Source organism: Pseudomonas sp. H1_D05, assembly GCF_054682705.1.
In genome coordinates, this window is sequence record NZ_CP162825.1 from 2158053 (window position 1) to 2175285 (window position 17233).

At 53.1% G+C, this 17233-nt stretch carries 16 protein-coding genes; 6 read left to right on the plus strand and 10 right to left on the minus strand.

Annotation, left to right across the window (positions count from 1 at the left end):
* Positions 1 to 9: 9 nt before the first annotated feature.
* Positions 10 to 789: a S6 modification regulatory phosphodiesterase RimA gene (gene rimA / locus AB4O11_RS09800; RefSeq protein WP_093429982.1), complete on the minus strand. Its 780-nt coding sequence runs from the start codon at positions 787 to 789 to the stop codon at positions 10 to 12.
* A gap of 117 nt (positions 790 to 906) precedes the next feature.
* Between rimA and AB4O11_RS09805 the strand changes: the two genes are divergently transcribed.
* Positions 907 to 1314: an RNA-binding S4 domain-containing protein gene (locus AB4O11_RS09805; RefSeq protein ID WP_007917939.1), complete on the plus strand. Its 408-nt coding sequence runs from the start codon at positions 907 to 909 to the stop codon at positions 1312 to 1314.
* A gap of 151 nt (positions 1315 to 1465) precedes the next feature.
* Here the strand turns inward: AB4O11_RS09805 and AB4O11_RS09810 are convergent, their stop codons facing one another.
* The gene (locus AB4O11_RS09810) at positions 1466 to 2266 is read right to left on the minus strand and encodes a phosphatase PAP2 family protein (protein ID WP_460130540.1); all 801 of its coding nucleotides are present in this window, start codon (positions 2264 to 2266) and stop codon (positions 1466 to 1468) included.
* 105 nt (positions 2267 to 2371) lie between these two features.
* Between AB4O11_RS09810 and hslO the strand changes: the two genes are divergently transcribed.
* Both hslO and AB4O11_RS09820 read left to right on the plus strand, forming a co-directional pair.
* Entirely contained in the window at positions 2372 to 3274 is a 903-nt protein-coding gene (hslO, locus tag AB4O11_RS09815) for an Hsp33 family molecular chaperone HslO (RefSeq protein ID WP_093429984.1), read from the plus strand.
* A 181-nt stretch (positions 3275 to 3455) separates the two neighbouring features.
* Entirely contained in the window at positions 3456 to 4997 is a 1542-nt protein-coding gene (locus tag AB4O11_RS09820) for a phosphoenolpyruvate carboxykinase (protein ID WP_025110978.1), read from the plus strand.
* 60 nt (positions 4998 to 5057) lie between these two features.
* Here the strand turns inward: AB4O11_RS09820 and AB4O11_RS09825 are convergent, their stop codons facing one another.
* The 8 genes from AB4O11_RS09825 to AB4O11_RS09860 all read right to left on the minus strand — a co-directional run bounded on the left by AB4O11_RS09825 (position 5058) and on the right by AB4O11_RS09860 (position 12768).
* Positions 5058 to 6869, minus strand: a complete 1812-nt coding sequence (locus tag AB4O11_RS09825; RefSeq protein ID WP_460130542.1) for an ATP-binding protein — start codon at positions 6867 to 6869, stop codon at positions 5058 to 5060.
* Positions 6862 to 8073: a hypothetical protein gene (locus AB4O11_RS09830; protein WP_460130544.1), complete on the minus strand. Its 1212-nt coding sequence runs from the start codon at positions 8071 to 8073 to the stop codon at positions 6862 to 6864. The genes AB4O11_RS09825 and AB4O11_RS09830 overlap by 8 nt, the downstream gene beginning before the upstream one ends.
* Before the next feature lie 245 nt (positions 8074 to 8318).
* Positions 8319 to 9593, minus strand: a complete 1275-nt coding sequence (locus AB4O11_RS09835; protein WP_460130545.1) for a type II toxin-antitoxin system HipA family toxin — start codon at positions 9591 to 9593, stop codon at positions 8319 to 8321.
* The gene (locus AB4O11_RS09840; RefSeq protein WP_311997135.1) at positions 9590 to 10084 is read right to left on the minus strand and encodes a helix-turn-helix domain-containing protein; all 495 of its coding nucleotides are present in this window, start codon (positions 10082 to 10084) and stop codon (positions 9590 to 9592) included. Before AB4O11_RS09840 ends, AB4O11_RS09835 begins: the two co-directional genes overlap by 4 nt.
* A 171-nt stretch (positions 10085 to 10255) precedes the next feature.
* Positions 10256 to 10417 carry a YhfG family protein gene (locus AB4O11_RS09845; protein WP_230669414.1) on the minus strand — a complete coding sequence of 54 codons (162 nt, stop codon included), beginning with the start codon at positions 10415 to 10417 and terminating at the stop codon, positions 10256 to 10258.
* 176 nt (positions 10418 to 10593) lie between these two features.
* Positions 10594 to 10893: a hypothetical protein gene (locus AB4O11_RS09850; RefSeq protein WP_460130547.1), complete on the minus strand. Its 300-nt coding sequence runs from the start codon at positions 10891 to 10893 to the stop codon at positions 10594 to 10596.
* Between the two features lie 362 nt (positions 10894 to 11255).
* The gene (locus AB4O11_RS09855) at positions 11256 to 12398 is read right to left on the minus strand and encodes a hypothetical protein (protein ID WP_460130549.1); all 1143 of its coding nucleotides are present in this window, start codon (positions 12396 to 12398) and stop codon (positions 11256 to 11258) included.
* 94 nt (positions 12399 to 12492) lie between these two features.
* A complete protein-coding gene (locus tag AB4O11_RS09860; protein ID WP_007917948.1) occupies positions 12493 to 12768 on the minus strand; it encodes a hypothetical protein in 276 nt (91 codons plus the stop codon).
* 302 nt (positions 12769 to 13070) lie between these two features.
* On the opposite strand from AB4O11_RS09860, the gene AB4O11_RS09865 reads away from it, so the two are divergent.
* The 3 genes from AB4O11_RS09865 (at position 13071) to AB4O11_RS09875 (ending at position 17130) form a co-directional block, all read left to right on the plus strand.
* Positions 13071 to 13574 carry a polysaccharide deacetylase gene (locus tag AB4O11_RS09865; protein WP_460130551.1) on the plus strand — a complete coding sequence of 168 codons (504 nt, stop codon included), beginning with the start codon at positions 13071 to 13073 and terminating at the stop codon, positions 13572 to 13574.
* A gap of 179 nt (positions 13575 to 13753) precedes the next feature.
* Complete coding sequence (locus AB4O11_RS09870) at positions 13754 to 15688, plus strand: RecQ family ATP-dependent DNA helicase (protein WP_460130552.1); 1935 nt, start codon at positions 13754 to 13756, stop codon at positions 15686 to 15688.
* Between the two features lie 215 nt (positions 15689 to 15903).
* A complete protein-coding gene (locus tag AB4O11_RS09875) occupies positions 15904 to 17130 on the plus strand; it encodes a 3-hydroxyacyl-CoA dehydrogenase (RefSeq protein ID WP_460130554.1) in 1227 nt (408 codons plus the stop codon).
* Positions 17131 to 17233: the final 103 nt, after the last annotated feature.

A 17233-nucleotide genomic window follows, 5' to 3' on the forward strand; every position in this document is an offset into this window, starting at 1 on the left:
AACCAACGATTAACGCGTCCAGGCCTCAGGCGAAACCCGGGCCAACGCTTTGAATGCAGGTTTGGCGAACCAGTAGCCCTGCATCAGAAATATTCCACAGTCCGCCAGGAAATCCCGTTCACCGGCGCTCTCAATGCCTTCGGCAATGACTGTAACGTCCAACTCCGCACAGATTGTGACAATCCCCCGAACGATCACCTGACGAACACGGTCTTGATCGACATCGCGGATCAGCGCCATGTCGAGTTTGATCAGGTCCGGTTGAAAATCAGCCAGCAGATTGAGCCCCGAATGACCGGCACCGAAATCGTCGATGGCGGTCTTGAAGCCGAATTCGCGGTATTCACGCAGAATATTGGTCAAATGGCGATAGTTATCTACGTGCTCGCTTTCCAGGGTTTCAAAAATCAGTCGGTCGAGCGGGAAACAGTGCTTTTTTGCCGCTTCGAGCGTACTGCGAATGCACAGCTCTGGACGATAGACGGCGTTGGGCATGAAGTTGATCGACAAGTGTGTCTGCATATTAAGATCAGCCGCACCTTTGATGGCGCGGGTCCGGCAGAGCTGGTCGAAACGGTAGCGGTTTTCTTCTGTAACCTGATTCAACACAGTGAATGCGCCTTCACCGCTCACCCCACGGACCAACGCTTCATGGGCGAAAACCGACTGATCGCGCAGATCCACGATGGGTTGATAGGCAAAGTCAAAATCGAAGCCCAACGGTTCACTGTGCTGGCAGCCCTGGCAACCGGTGTGAGTCGAAGTCAATGAAGAGGGAAATTTAGTCATTCGAGCACCCCCATGCCGGTGCACCGGCCAAGATCACAGTCTATCTGGAGGGCCGAGTTGTTGCGCCCGACAGAAACGGTAGTACAGTTCCGACTACTGGCTGAACGAGGAATTCAAATGGCGCAAAAAAGCGAAGAGGACGACAAGGTTCGTCTCGACAAGTGGCTATGGGCCGCGCGTTTTTACAAAACCCGTGCCTTGGCCAAAGCGGCGATCGAAAGCGGCAAGGTGCATTGTCGCGGTGAGCGCTGCAAGCCTGGCAAAGAGCCGCGCATTGGCGATGAGTTCGAGATTCGTACCGGGTTCGAGGTGCGTACGGTGAAGGTCGAGGCGTTGTCGATTGTGCGGCGCGGCGCACCGGAGGCACAGACGTTGTACGCGGAGACCGAGGCGAGTATTGCCAAACGTGAAGCGGCCGCGGCAATGCGCAAGGCGGGGGCGTTGGGTGTGAGCACCGACGGCAAGCCGAGCAAGAAGCAGCGGCGGGATTTGTTCAAGTTTCGGGGTAGCAGCAACGACGAGTAAGCGCGACGTTTCCGGGCTGCTTGTGCTGGCCTCTTCGCGAGCAAGGTTGCTCCCACAGTAGATCCGGTTCCTCCAGTGGATACTTGATCAATTGTGGGAGCGAGCCTGCTCGCGAATCGAGGGCGCAGCCCTCGCCGAAGCCAGCTCGGTATCAGGCGCTACGCACCACACTCATTCGCGAAACCAGCGGCAACTTGCTCAGCAGATTGAAAATCGGCGAAGTCACCTTCAGCCAGAAATTCGAGACGTGATAAGCAAACGGTGTGTAGTAACCCCAGCCCAACGCCCACACCGCCAGCAGCATACCGCCGATGTAATCGTCCTGACCCCAATGCGCACCGGCCACCAGACGCGGCAGCATGAACAACAGCGCCAGACCCCAGATCGCCACAAACTGCCCGACCGTGCGGCTGAACACGCCCATGAACAACGCCCAGATCAGCAGCACCGAAGCATGGTCACCGGGAAAGCTCTGGCTCGAGCGATCCTTCAGCTCCCAGGTCTTCTCCATGTGCGGGAAGTAATCGCTGATATGCACCGCGCCTTCCAGCACCATCGACGGGCTGCTGTGCTGCCAGTCCATGTGGTCGGCGAATTTGGAAAACAGTGCGCGAATCACCACCATCAATAGCAGGATCGAGAAAAAACCGAAGAACGCACGACGCACATCAATTGCCTTGAAGACCCAGTCGCCCTTGATCAGCAGCGTCAGCAAGATCAGACCGACAACGATGTCGAACGGACGCAGACTTGCAATTGCCCAGATGTGGAGCCATATCGGGTTGCTGGCCAGCGGTGCATTGAGCAAGCGGAACAGCCACTCGTCGAAAATCACACACAGCGAGTTGCCCGTAGGCCATAACCAGAAAGCCAGTAGCGCCAGTGGCACTGCGTTGCACAGAACCAGCCGGCCGAGGTTCCACCTAGATTGGAACAAACCCGGATTGTTCATAAAATGCCTCCCATGGCAGAGCAGTCGGCACCAAAAAGAGTGCCAAGAAGCGCAAATTTTCACGCCTTGTAACCATTTTGTCACCACATTCAGATACCCAAAATTATGACCGAGCTAGCGGATACCGATTTCACCCAACGTTTCATCTTCGATGACAGCGACACGCGCGGCGAACTGGTTGCGCTTGAACGCAGCTACGCCGAGGTCCTCGCCAAGCACCCGTACCCGGAGCCGGTGGCGCAATTGCTGGGCGAATTGATGGCGGCCGCCTCGTTGCTGGTGGGCACGCTGAAGTTCGATGGCTTGCTGATTCTGCAGGCGCGTTCCGAAGGGCCGATCCCGCTGCTGATGATCGAATGCTCCAGCGAGCGCGAAATTCGTGGTCTGGCGCGTTATGACGCTGAGCGGATCAAGCCGGACGCGAGCCTTGCCGACCTGATGCCGGGCGGTGACCTGACCCTGACCGTCGACCCGACGATTGGCCAGCGTTACCAGGGCATCGTCGATCTTGATGGCGAAACCCTGTCTGAGTGCTTCACCAACTATTTCGTCATGTCGCAACAAGTCGGCACGCGCTTCAAGTTGTTCGCTGACGGCCGCCGCGCCCGCGGGATGCTGCTGCAACAACTGCCGGCCGATCGCCTGAAAGACGAAGAAGAGCGCGCCGCCAGCTGGCAGCACCTCACGGCACTGGCGAGCACGCTGACCGCCGATGAGTTGTTGAGCCTGGACAACGAAACCGTCCTGCATCGCCTCTACCATGAAGAGCAGGTGCGCCTGTTCGATGTGCAGAATCTGCGCTTCCGTTGCACCTGCTCACGCGAGCGTTCGGGCAACGCGCTGGTCAGTCTGGGTCTTGAGGATGCACAGCAATTGGTTCAAGAGAACGGCGGCACTGTCGAGATCGATTGCCAGTTCTGCAACCAGCAGTACCTGTTCGACGCAGCCGATATTGCTCAATTGTTCGCTGGCGCAGGCGTCGACACGCCGTCAGATACCCGGCACTAAAACGGTTCAGCGCAGGTAAATTCACTGCGTAACGACGGAATTTCGCCGTTACGACGGGAGGACCCTACTCTTTTTGGGCTTTTCTGGCATAATCCGGCCCACTTTTTTCGCGGTAGTAGTGCACGACTTTCTACTACAAAACGTTTGGAGCACACTCGGCCACTGGCCGACGGGGAACCTCATGACGCAAGCCAATAACGCCGTGTACACCGATCTGAGTGTTGATGATCTGGTTAAAGAAGCCCTGAACCGCGGTGAGGGCGAGCTTGCCGATACCGGCGCTCTGGTTGTTCGCACTGGTCACCGCACCGGTCGTTCGCCTGTTGACCGTTTCATCGTTGAAGAGCCTTCCACCCAGGCCGCTATCGCCTGGGGCCCGATCAACCGCAAGTTCCCGGCCGACAAGTTCGACGCGCTGTGGGCTCGCGTAGAAGCCTTCAACAACGCGCAAGAGCACTTTGTGTCCCACGTGCATGTAGGCGCGGCGGAAGATCACTACCTGGCCGTGAAAATGACCACCCAGACTGCCTGGCAGAATCTGTTCGGTCGTTGCCTGTTCATCAACCCGGCCCAGTACAACCCGGCCGGTCGTGAAGAGTGGCAAGTGCTCAACGTGGCCAACTTCGAATGCGTGCCTGAGCGTGACGGCACCAACTCCGACGGTTGCGTGATCCTCAACTTCGCACAGAAGAAAGTGCTGATCGCTGGCATGCGTTACGCCGGTGAGATGAAGAAAGCCATGTTCTCCGTGCAGAACTTCCTGCTGCCGGCCGCTGACGTGCTGCCAATGCACTGCGCTGCCAACATCGGCGAAGAAGGCGACGTGACCCTGTTCTTCGGTCTGTCGGGCACCGGTAAAACCACCCTGTCGGCCGACGAAAGCCGTTACCTGATCGGTGACGACGAACACGGTTGGGGCGAAGGCGTGGTGTTCAACATCGAAGGCGGTTGCTATGCCAAGTGCATCGACCTCTCCGAGAAGAACGAGCCGGTGATCTGGAAAGCCATCAAGCACGGCGCAGTGCTGGAAAACGTTGTCATCGACGACGCCAAGCACGCCGACTACGCCGATGTCAGCCTGACCCAGAACAGCCGCGCCGCGTACCCGCTGGAGCACGTTGCCAAGCGTTCCGAGAAGAACCTGGGCGGCGAGCCAAACGCGGTGATCTTCCTGACCTGCGACCTGACCGGCGTCCTGCCGCCAGTGTCGATCCTCAACGAAGAACAAGCGGCCTACCACTTTCTGTCCGGCTACACCGCACTGGTTGGCTCGACTGAAATGGGTTCGGGCAGCGGCATCAAGTCGACCTTCTCCACCTGCTTCGGCGCACCGTTCTTCCCGCGTCCGGCTGGCGAATACGCTGAGCTGCTGATCAAGCGCATCCGCGGCTTCGGCTCCAAGGTTTACCTGGTCAACACCGGCTGGACCGGCGGCGGCTACGGCGTCGGCAAACGCTTCAACATCCCGACCACCCGCGCGGTGATCGCAGCGATCCAGAGCGGCGCGCTGATCGGTGCAGCCACCGAACACCTCGACACCATCAACCTCGACGTGCCACTGGCCGTACCGGGCGTTGAAACCAACCTGCTCAACCCACGCAACACCTGGGCTGACAAGGCTGCGTACGACGAGGCTGCCAAGGCATTGGCCGGTCTGTTCATCGAGAACTTCAAGAAGTTCGAAGTGAGCGACGCGATCAAGGCTGCTGGGCCGAAGTTGTAAGATTGGTTTGTTGTGAATGAAAAAGCCGCCCTTTAGGGGCGGTTTTTTTGTGGGTTTATTTTAAGAACCAGTCATATCTTGCTTTCTCCATCGTTCAATGACACTTGAAAACACTACTTCCTGCCAGTTGTCATTCCATTCTTTATACACATTAACACTTGCTGATTTTGGTTCAGGATTAGGTTTTTCTAAACGAACCAGGCTAGGCATCAAGACTGCGTCACCAACTATTAGTGCTTCTCCTTGCGCTAGGCTAGGAAGTAGGTCAACCAATCCGTCAGCGCTGTCTGGGAGCAGCGCTTTTATATAGCCCTGATCTATGGTGTTGGTGAGTCTTAAAGAAATAAAATTGCTGCACTGTGAAAATATTGTGTCTGATACTTCTGAAGGTCGTTGACTGACCACCATCAAACTAAGCCCGTATTTCCTACCTTCTTTAGCAATCCGTTCAATGGATTTTTTTGATGCTTTGAACTCTGCGCTATTTGAGCGAGGTATATAGTTATGGGCTTCTTCACAAACTATCATAAATGGAACATTGTTCGTCTCGTCTTTTTTATGCTTTAATTTTGAATAGTGAAATGCAAAGTCGAATACGAGACGAGAAATAAGGCTTACAGTTATACTCAGTACTTCAAATGGGATTCCGCTGAGATCAACTATAGTTACGTTGGATTTTTCTAAATAGCCCAAAAACTGCTTGAGTATTTCTTCAAAGTCTTTAGTTTCGTATTCTCCCCCGCCAGTTGGTTTTGTCGGGTTCAGTAGAAAGCCTAACCTCTTATCATTAAGTTTTGTCTCTAATCTTGATACAAATCTATCAAATTCTCCATTAAAACCGCCATCTTTTGAAACTTTTTCCCCAATGACTGCATGTTTGGAGTTTGCGGTTGATGTCTCGAAGAAAATATTCTCCCATAGACAGTCTTCAGTATATTCGCGCGTTAATGAGTTAAGAGACGCTAGATAAGTTTTTCCGTTTTTCTCGTAAGTGGTTAGGTTGTTTTTATTTTTTATATAGTTAAATACTTCTCTGATGCTGAAATATACTGGCGTATCGTAGGTTATGGATCCGAGTTCAGGGTTGAACCTCTCTTTATTGAGAATTACGGCTTTTTTGAATTGTGAGATTTGGTTGTGGGCACCTTGTTCGTTTCCTTCTATGAATAGAGACTCAAGCTCTTCTGAGTTCATTAGCCAGTAAGGCAGCTTTAAGTCATCAACATTCAACAAGTTGAGATTGAAATTTTGAGAGTTATGCATGGTGAACGCCGATGCATACTCTGAGTGCATGTCAAATATTATTACATGCGAATTTTTTTGACATTCGAGATTCAGATTTTTGTTATCGTTTATACCGACTGCGTTGTGAAGGATCCTAGCAACAGTGCATGATTTTCCAGAACCCGTCGAGCCTACAATTCCGATATGCTTACCAAAAAATTTATCCCCGTCCACATGAAAATCTATTGCTTTATTGTTTGATAGAGTACCTATTTTGTAATTAAAGTTCCCATCTTTAGAAAAAATAAAATCTAGATCTTTGGGTTCAAATATATGTACTTTTTCCGTTGGGACAGGTAACACCTGCGTGCCTCGGGTGAAGATGAACTGATCTTCGTCGTTTCTAGTTAAAGCTCCAGTGGGAGAGGCTTCAATGGAAAATTTCCACTCTAACTCGCCTTCTTTGTTGATATGCTGGCTACTTATGTTTCTTATCGAAGCTACAGCGAAGTTGTGATTGCCATCTTCGATTTTTAAAAACTTTCCAACTTGTAAGGAAGGTTTGAATTTTTCGAAATTTTCTAATCCGTTTATTTCGATTGTTATGGATGTTGGCGAACTGGATACAACATATCCTAAATTACTCATAAGTTTCCCTCAATTGCATGATGTATTCTAGTTCTCGGAAGTCATTCACTCCCACTAGGTATGCATTGGTATCGCTTATATCTATATCGATTGGAATTGCGTTGCAAATAAAGAAAAAATCATCCCCTTTTTTGTAATCCAGTCCATTGGGATAATCGGCTAATGCAAGGAGCCTTAGGTGAAACTCAATATCTTCAATTCTATTGTTGGCTTTTTTTACTAATGGGTCTTTCCAGAATTTTTCTGGAACAAAGTTAGCGCCAATTATTCCTGTGTTTGATTTAATGTTTTTTGTATATAGGCGAGCTTCGATGTCTTGCAATGTTACTAGTGTGCAGTTAATTGCAAATAATGGAGGTTTTATGTGTGTGGGCTTGCAATGATAAATTGATATGTAGTTGCTTATGAAACTTACGATGTGAGTTGAAAAATCTTTTATGGTGTTTTGTTCAAAGTAAAAGTATCGACTTTGTGAGTTATTATTTAGGCTGCTCTTTAATTGCTTTCGCGTTGCTTGGAGTAGCTCTTTTTTATTTTTTAATGCAAGTGTCCATTTATTGATTGCAGTACTGGTTATTTTCGATAGGAAATCCTTCAGTTTGAGTTTTGTTGTCTTCCTATCGTTTTCATTGGATTGACTAGATGTTTTTGCAATTTGACTCACTGCGTTTGGGTAAAGAATGCAGTTTGTGTCAGACGCTTTTATTTCAAGCAAGTCAAGTTTTCTCTTTACCTGTTCTTCGATAGTATCAAGAGAAGGACCAAACTCTAACTCTACCAATGTGGCAAAGTTGCTGGATGAGAATGGGCGTGTAATTCGACCTGCGATTTTTATAAGGTTAACGTCTTGGGTTGCTAATGCCGCGTCAATTTCTGCTGGGGTAATATGTCTGATCGATTCTTTCTCGGATGGTATATGTATGAAAATTTTGTACTTAATATTTGCTGGAGCTGTCTGCTTAGAAAAAGCTTCTGCCATTTGCAGTAGAGGTTTGTAAATTACACTGGTTGTAAAATTAGCAACTGACTCATGGTATTTGCATTGGATTGCAATTATATCTCCAGAGGATGATTCTATGTCTATATCCTCTATTATTCCTTCTATTGTTATTTCTTTGTTATGGTCGGAGTCTAATATCTCTATTAGTGTCTTATTGAATTGATATAAGAAACCTTTGATTGTGCTGTCCGCCACACGACTCATTAAGCTAGTCTCGATATTTTGTCTTAGGATTTCTGGTCTATAGACTGAGAAAGTTTTATTGACGTATCAAAATAAACTGGATGACTAAAATGCTAAATATCTGCTTAAACTTAGTCTATTTTTTGGTTCTGTCCATTTTTTGGTGGGATTGAGGTGAGGTTTTTGATAAGAGGATGTGTCTATTCTTTCGAATAAGGTCTTTGGTGAGGCTATGGAGTTGTGCGTGTATTCTTATTTTCAAGCAGCTACTCGAAAATTTTAATGTTGAAGGAAGACGCCATTTTTTCTTGTTCGCGTCTAGATAGACCCAAAGCACTAGCTAATGCCATCCACTGGCTAATTACAGATTTAAAATGCTGAATGATGCTTTCAGCGTCTGAGCGGTTAACCCGAAAATACTCCGCCACTTCCCTCGCCAGCTCCAAATCCAAAGCATTGTCAGAATCAGTGATGTTCAGCTTCAACCCATCCGCATGCGCTACCGGATTCATGTCATACGCTGCCGACAGTCGCCATCCCCGACCAGGATCCAGAATAAAACCATGGTTTCGCAGGTGGTCGTCGGTGTTGGAGACCAGGATGTTGAAGACGATTCGTGACCAGAGTTCACGGAGGTCGGTGTTGGGTTCCGAGCCGTGTTCCATGATGACTTCCGCCAACTCTAGATAGCTGGCGCCGGTTGAGGCGTCGTCGCCGTCGACGCGGTTGGTCATGGTCATGGCTGATGCGAAGTGATGTCGGCCGCCGTGTTCGGTTCGGTCGAAACGCTTCACCAGGAAGCAGTGGTGATCGCTTGCGTAGCGTCGGGCCATGCCGGTCGCAACACGCAGACCACAGTTGACTGCCAAAGCGTTTACTACAAATTCCCAACCACCAACATCGTAGTCATCTCTCGTACTAGGGAATTTGGCGATCCACAGTTGGCCGAACTCGTCGACTACGCTGGCTTTCGGTCTGGCGCCGCCCAGCGAGCCGCCCGGTGCGATGAGCATTCTTAGCCATTCGCGGCCCTCGGTGGCTGTGTTGTCCCTATCGTTTTCCAGGGCGAGACTTGCCTGCTCTAACGCGCGTAGCTCGACAAAGGGTGGGGCGGCAACGCCGTCGCGGTCGTCGAGGAAGTTGCCTTCGTCATTGAGTTTGTAGCGAAGGGCGCCGACACGGAACAGGTCGTGGACGCCAAGCAGGTAATCGGATTCAAACAACTTGCTGTTGCTGGGGAGCAAGCCGTCGCGAATGTCCCTTTCCAATCGGCGTTTCATCAGCAGTTGGCCCCAACGATCGGGGCTCGAGTCTGCAAAGACGCCAAAGCGGCTCTGATGTTCGCCGGGGAATTGGCGGCCTTCGAAGGGGCCGATGCGCGGGTCTAGAGTTATGGAACTCAACTCGGGATCGGCCAACGCCTTAGGGTCGTACTCAAATTCGAACACGTTGGTGTTGCGTGTTTTCCTTGCGTGTAGAAATCCGAGGCGTCTGGCGCCTTTCAAGGATTCCCAGTCTGCATAAACAGCAATCAGCGTCATTCTTCACCTGTTGGGGGGCCGGCCTTTTTCTTCGTGTTCAAAAGGCTGGAGAGTGAGTGTGTGTTGAATGGGAAGTCAGCCGGAATTTTCGTGGTAGTGGCGGCATCGATAACGTTTGAAGTCCCGGCGTGTTCGGATGTGCCCTTTTTTGCCGCACTGACTGCTCGTACTCGCTGGGTTTTTTTGGCTGCGGATCTTGTTGCAGGCATTAACTGCGCATCCTGCAATTGGCGACCCATTTCATCGGATGCAGCCAGTTTGTTCAGATCCTTTTCCAGCCCCAGCACTTGCATGACCGACAAGTAGGCCCCGATGGTGACGCCTGATCCACCTGACTCCAGATGGCGCAAGGTTGTCAGCGACATGCCTGATCTTTCGGCGACCTGCTTGGCCGTCAATTTGCGGCGTAGGCGAGCCAGCTTCAGTCGTTCACCAAGGTCGACCAACAGCCGAGCAGTGGAGGGCAAAAGCGGCGCTGTTTTCTTGGCCATGTGGCAGTATTCCTTCATTTTTAAACCTTAACTGCCAGAATAATAGCACTTAAGCTGAAGGACGCTGTTTGCCGCAAGATCCCTGAAAAAAGAAGTTAAGTGGCATTATTCCATCTGTTTTTGGCTTGTATAGCTAGAATACTGCCACTTAAACGTGAGCGCTTCCTCGAGTCAGCCCGGTTTTTGCCGGTACTTTTCGAGAACCTCCATGCGTGAGGAAAGTGGCTTTTCAGCATCGGCAGGGGTGGTTTCAAAACCTTCAATACTTAGGCTAGCCAAGTAGTTTGACCGGCGAACCTTGTCGTAATGGGCCTGCTTTTGCTGAAACGTCAAAACGCTCGTGTCAGCATTTGAGTCTGAATCGCGATGATTTTTGCGTAAGATCTCGTCCATTTCGATAACGCTTTCCATCAGCTCATCAAAGAATTTGCTCATGGTTGCTCCCATGTTTAATTACCGTTTTTTGATCGCTCTCACAGAGTGCATAAGAGCGATACGATCACTCAATTTCAGACTGGAGCCTTCCAATTGAGCATCTGCTGCTGTGCGACTTGCAGCAGGTCACAGCCATCCTGCGTCAGCAGATAGAGGGCGTGGGTGATGTGGGGGATGTCTTCGACGTCGGCTTGTTTGAAGCTGAGGCAGTAGAGGGTTTTTAGCAGGTCGCTTGAAGCGCGCAGGCGCTGGACGGCGCATTCGAGGATGTCTTGTGGATTGGCCGTTGTGTCGATGATCAGGGGCTTGGTGTCGGTGAGGTTGGATTCGAGGGCGCGGTAGCGATCGGTGGTGAATTGATTCCAAGTTGTCATTTTTTAATCCTCAATTGCTTCGAAAGAAGCCACCGCATCGTGACCAAGCGACAGGAGGCGACTGTGTTCGGGTTGGTCAACCGGTGAGGATCGTGCACATACCCGGCACACCCGAAGGTGTCCCAAACACAGTCACCATAAACCGCAGGCAAGTGAGTGCCGGCAGCATACAGCGCGTGCGTATACACGATCCAATCGGGTGACCAAGCCCGAGCCGCTGATTTGGCAGCGACAGTCACGACTATAGATTTGGCTTACCAAGCTGCGATAGGCGGCAAGGGAGTCTGGGTTTGTAGGAATGGGACGAATAGCGGATAGGCCATTGCTGTAGGTTTTTTCGTCCGCTCACGCGCCCACGGCCTTCAGCCAATAACCCGATACGCCGCCACATCCAGCACACTCGTCGTCAGCCCCGTCGCAGGCGCGTAGATCGGGCCTTTCACCGCCGAGAACGGCACGCCTTTGCTGCCCAGAGACACGTAGCGTTCGCCTTTATCCAGTTCGGTGAAGTAGGTGTAGGAAATGCTGTGCATCCGCTTGTAGCGCGCTTCGTCGGCGACGATGGCGCCTGTCAGGCGCAGGAGGTCGGCTTCGTTCAGATTCAGGGTTTTGTTCAGTTGTACGCCCCAGCGTTTGAGGCAGGTTTCGGCGAGGTGGCGAACGATGCGGCCAGGTTCCACCAGGGTTTTCAGGTCGCTTGCGCTGGCAGGCACGCCACCGTCAGCTGTGGCGTTGCCGGCCATGGTCGCGTGGCGACCGGCCATCGGGTACACGCAGGTTTTAGTGCCGGTGGCGGTTTGTGGAATGACGCAGCTGAACCCTTTGGAGCGTTCATCGCGGGCATAGAAGGCGACATATTCTTTGACGTTGGCGCCGAGTTTGACGCGCGCATCCTGGAAGTTGCCGATTCCTGGTACCGGATCAAGGGCAAATATATTCACCGGGATATTATTCAGCTCGCGATCATTGAGCATCGCATTGGCCAGCATATGGCAACTTACACCACCTCGGCTCCAGCCCACCAGATTGACCTGAGTGGGAATAACGCCATCCTTGCGAAATGTCTTGATGATCTGCTCCTGTAACTTTTGTTGGGTCACGCTGCGATCACCGTAGTTATATTTACGCCAGAACCACGAACCCTCGACTTTTACATCTTCAATGGGAATCCCAGCGGCTTTGAGGCGGTTGTATTCGGCCTCGGTAAGTTGCTCACGCTGCCAGTCGCACTTGCCCTTTGTAACATTGACGGCATGCTGCACGTTTTCCTCCCAGCCTTTACCGAACAGTGTGCCGGTAAGGCCGTACTCCTTGGTTTTGGTGAACAGATCGTCAGCTTGCAGGTTGCCGCTGCCAGGTCCGTCGACGATGATCCATTCGGCGAACTCACGGCCGGTATGATTGGCGGCCAGTGTTGAAACCAGTTCGCCGTCCCAGAAATTTTCATGGGCGGTATCGAACTTGTTGGAGCCAGTGCCGCAAAAAAATATGGTTAAAACTGTCATGGTGTTGCTCTCGCTTAGTTGTAAGAGCGAACAAGTTAGTGCGGGTTTCATATATAAATAAAGAGTTCTGGTGTTTCCGAGTTTGTAGCAAATTTTAGTTATATGTTGTTTGTGGTGGTTTTTGTTTGGCCACTTCAAGCAAGTCACAACCATCCTGAACCAGCAGATAAAGCGCGTTAACGATGTTTGGAATATCTTTCACGTCAGCCTGTTTGAAACATAAGCAGTAGAGCGTTTCCAGCAAATCCCCGGCCGCGCGCAGGCGTTGATCGGCGGCATTGATCAGGTCAGTCTGGCTGGAGTGGCTGTCGATAAGCAGTACCGGGTTTTCGCTGTAGCAAGTCTTGAGGGGGCGATAGCGGTTGATCATGTGAGGCGTGTCCTGTTCGAAGGCGCTGGGGCGGGCTGGTGCAGTGTTTGCAGCCGCGCCGGCCACTATAGAAGGGCGTTTCTCTGTGGGACAAGACAGCCGCAATGGACAGTATTCGTAGGGGTTTTTCCGTGTTTTGAGGAAATACCCTACGTGTTTTCGCAGCTTTTTCAGGCCAAAACCCTTAGGCGTAATAATTCCTACGTGATTGTCAGGCGATTCGCGGTAAACCGCTGTATCGTGCGCGCCAGAATCTGTAGGGCGTTTCCAAACGTCTGACACGCGCTTAAAGGGAATTAGGTATGCACTGGCTACGAATGGCCGCGATTTTATTGCTCGGGCTGGGCACTTGCCGTTTGGCCATGGCCTCTGACGTTGGCAATGCGTGGGTGCTGGATCGCCTCGATCGCACCGATTGGCCGGAGGCACTCATCAGCCAGGCGAGCATGGACACGGCGGCGCGCGGTGAAGTGTTGATGTTCGCCAAAGCTCTGTTGGCCAGCGAAGCACTGGATGAGGAAGGGCTTGAGCAGCGACTCGGTGTGCCCCACGTGCAATTGAAGTCGATTCGCCACGTGCGTGATGGCCTCTGGGAGGGGTTGTTGAGCACCTATCGCAACGCCAGTCAGAGCTGTGATGAACAACTGTTCTGCCCGCGTGTGCGCAGCGTCGCTGACCTGCGGCAGTTGGCGGCAGCGTTCACGGGGGACATCAGCCCGGCTCATGCGCTGTGGGCGAGCAAGAGCCAAGGTGTGCATGAGCAGATGCTGAATGAACAGTTGCGGGTGGCGGTGTTGCGCCCCTGAACCTTCGGTGTGGTGTTGTTCTGACTGGCCTCTTCGCGAGCAGGCTCGCTCCCACAGGGACCGTGGCAATCAAGTAATCGCTGTATCATTCCGAATCGATTTGGCCCCGACCTTTTCTCGACTCGCTGCGATCGCCCGCTAGGCTGTTGGCATGGCAGCAGTCAATGGAGTGACAGCGAATGCACAACACCCTGGAACAGGTTTTTGGTTTTCCACAGTTTCGACCCGGTCAAGAAACCGCGATCAGCGCGGTGCTGGCCGGGCGTTCGGCGGCGGCGATTTTTCCTACCGGTTCCGGCAAGTCGATTTGCTACCAATTGCCGGCGCTGATGCTGCCGCACCTGACGTTGGTAGTCTCGCCGTTGCTGGCGTTGATGCAGGATCAACTGGCCTTTTTGCAGCGACACGGTATTTCCGCTGGCAGCATCGATTCGGCGCAGAGTCGCGATGATGCCAATGACGTGATGGCCCGCGCCCGCTCGGGTGAATTGAAGATTTTGATGATCTCGGTGGAGCGCTTGAAAAACGAGCGCTTTCGCAACTTTTTGCAGCAGGTACCCATCTCGCTGCTGGTGGTGGACGAGGCGCATTGCATCTCGGAGTGGGGCCATAACTTCCGCCCCGATTATCTCAAGCTGCCGGACTATCAGCGGCAGTTCAACATCCCGCAAACCTTGCTGCTGACCGCTACGGCAACGCCGAAAGTCATCGCCGACATGCAGGCCAAATTCGCTATCGCCGCTGACGATGTGGTGACCACGGGCTTCTACCGGCCCAACCTCAATCTGCTGGTGGAACCGGTACGTGGCCAGGACAAGCGCCGGCGGCTGGTCGAGTGGATGACCGAGCGTGCGGGGCAGCCGAGCATCGTCTACGTGACCTTGCAGAAAACTGCTGAGCACATCGCTGAACACCTTGAGCGCAACGGCATTCAGGCTGAGGCGTATCACGCTGGCCTAGCGCACGACAAACGCGAAGCGATCCAGAAACGCTTCATGGCCGGACAATCCAATTGCATCGTCGCGACCATCGCGTTCGGCATGGGGATCGACAAGAGTGACATCCGCAATGTCGTGCACTTCGACCTGCCCAAATCCATCGAAAACTACAGTCAGGAAATCGGCCGCGCCGGGCGTGACGGGCAGCCGTCGGATTGTCTGGTATTGGCCAATCGCGACAGCCTCAATGTGCTGGAAAACTTCGTCTACGGCGATACGCCGGAGCGCGACGGCATTCGCTATGTACTCGATGAGCTAAAGGCCTCGGTGCCGGAAGGGCAGTGGGAGTTTCTGCTCGGGCCATTGGCTGATCAAAGCAACATACGTGCACTGCCGCTGAAGACCTTGCTGGTGCAACTGGAACTGCGCGGTTTGATCGCGCCGCGCTACGCCTATTACGCCGAATACCGTTTCAAATACCTGTTGGAACCCGAAGCGCTGCTTGAGCGCTTCGACGGTGAGCGCAGGGATTTTGTCGGCGCAATCATTCAGACCTCGGCGCGCGCGCGCACCTGGGCCACGGTGAATTTCGAGGCGATGTATTCGCAGTATTCCGCCGAGCGCAATCGAGTGGTGAAGGCGCTGGATTACTTCCAGGAGAAGGGTTGGGTCGAGCTGGAAAGCAAGCAGATGACCGAGGTCTACAGCCTGCTGCACAGCGACTTCGACAGCGATGCCCTGAGTGCCGAGCTGCATGAGTATTTCACCCGGCATGAGCAGGCCGAAGTGGCGCGCATCCACGCCATGCTTGAGGTATTCGCCACCGAACGCTGCCTGGGTTATCGCCTGGCGGAGTATTTCGGTGATCACAATGCGCCTGAGCGGTGTGGGCATTGTTCGGTGTGTCATGGTCAAGTGGCGCGGTTGCCGGCACCACCGGAGTTGCCAGCACTTGTGGATAAAAACTTTGCGGCGCTGTGTGGTGATTTTATCCACAGGCATGAGCAGTACACCGGGGTGATTCCAACGGCTGAGCGGTTGACGCGATTTTTGTGTGGGATCAGCGTGCCGTTGTTCACCAAGCTCAAGGCGCGCGCTATTCCCGGGTTTGCTGCGTTGGAGGAATATCCCTACGCCGAAGTCCGCAGCTGGGCTGATGATCATTTGCTCGGTTGAGCAAGAGCCCTTGTGGGAGCGAGCCTGCTCGCGAAAGCGGTACATCAGGCAACACTATTTTGAATGTGATGACCCTTTCGCGAGCAGGCTCGCTCCCACAAAAGCAGGGCTGTATCCATCCGCTGAATGTCGATCATCACGGTAATAAACTTCAAAAACCGTCGTTGGCTGACTATGGTTGAGGTCTGTCTTTGGATCGCCAACAAGAGAACAACATGGGCCAGACAACCTTCGATATTCAGCAAGCCGCGGTGATCGGCGCGGGCACCATGGGCCGGGGCATTGTCATGTGTCTGGCCAATGCCGGCGTGACGGTGCATTGGGTGGATAACAATCCACAGATGCTTGAACAGGCACTCGCCACTGTGGCCGAGACTTATGCACACAACGTGCGCCAGGGACGGATTGATCAGGCCGAAGCGGATGCGCGTTTGGCGCGGGTCAGTGCGGCAGCGGATTATGCGGCGATTCGCAATGTCGATCTGGTGATCGAGGCGGTGTACGAAAATCTTGAGCTGAAGCAGAAGATCTTTCGTGAGCTGGATGGTTTGCTCAAGCCTGAGGCACTGTTGGCAAGCAATACGTCGGCGCTGGACATCGATGCGATAGCCGCAGCGACAAAGCGTCCGAATCAGGTGCTGGGCCTGCATTTCTTCAGCCCGGCGCACATCATGAAACTGCTGGAAATCGTTCGCGGCGCACAGACCTCTGCGACGGTGCTGGAGGCGGCACTGGCACTGGGCAAACGCATGGGCAAGGTCAGTGTGGTGTCGGGTAACTGCCATGGTTTTATCGGCAATCGCATGCTGCATCCGTATGTCCTCGAGGCGCGCAAGATGTTGCTTGAGGGCGCTTATCCACAGCAGGTCGACGCAGCCTTGCAAGGTTTCGGTTTTGCCATGGGGCCGTTCCGCATGTACGACGTGGTCGGCATCGATCTGGAATGGCGTGCACGCGAGTTGGCCGGCAAGGGCCAGGATGCGCCAGAGGTGCAGGTGGATAACCGTTTGTGCGAGATGGGCCGGTTCGGGCAGAAGTCTGGCAACGGTTATTACCATTACGAACCGGGCAGTCGTCAGGCTGAGCACGATCCTGAGGTCGATGCGCTGGTATTGCAGGTCAGCGAAGAGTTGGGCTTCCAGCGCCGCGAGATCGGTCCTGAGGAGATCCTGGAGCGCAGTCTTCTGGCATTGGTCAACGAGGGTGCGAAGATTTTGCAGGAGGGCATTGCCGAGTCTGCACACGACATCGATCTGGTGTACCTGAACGGCTACGGCTTCCCGGCGGACAAGGGCGGGCCGATGGCCTGGGCGGATCAGCAAGGGCTCGCGGATATTCATCAGCGCTTGCTGGCGCTGGAGACGCGGCAGGGCGATCAGTGGAAACCGGCGCGGTTGATTGGTGAGTTGGTGGCGCAGGATAAGGGGTTTGCTCAAGTGTAATGTCGCGGCCAAAATCGTTCCCCCTCACCCCAGCCCTCTCCCCCAGGGGGGGAGAGGGGGAAGGGAGCCGATCTGCGTGGGTTTCAGCATCTGAGTTCGACTC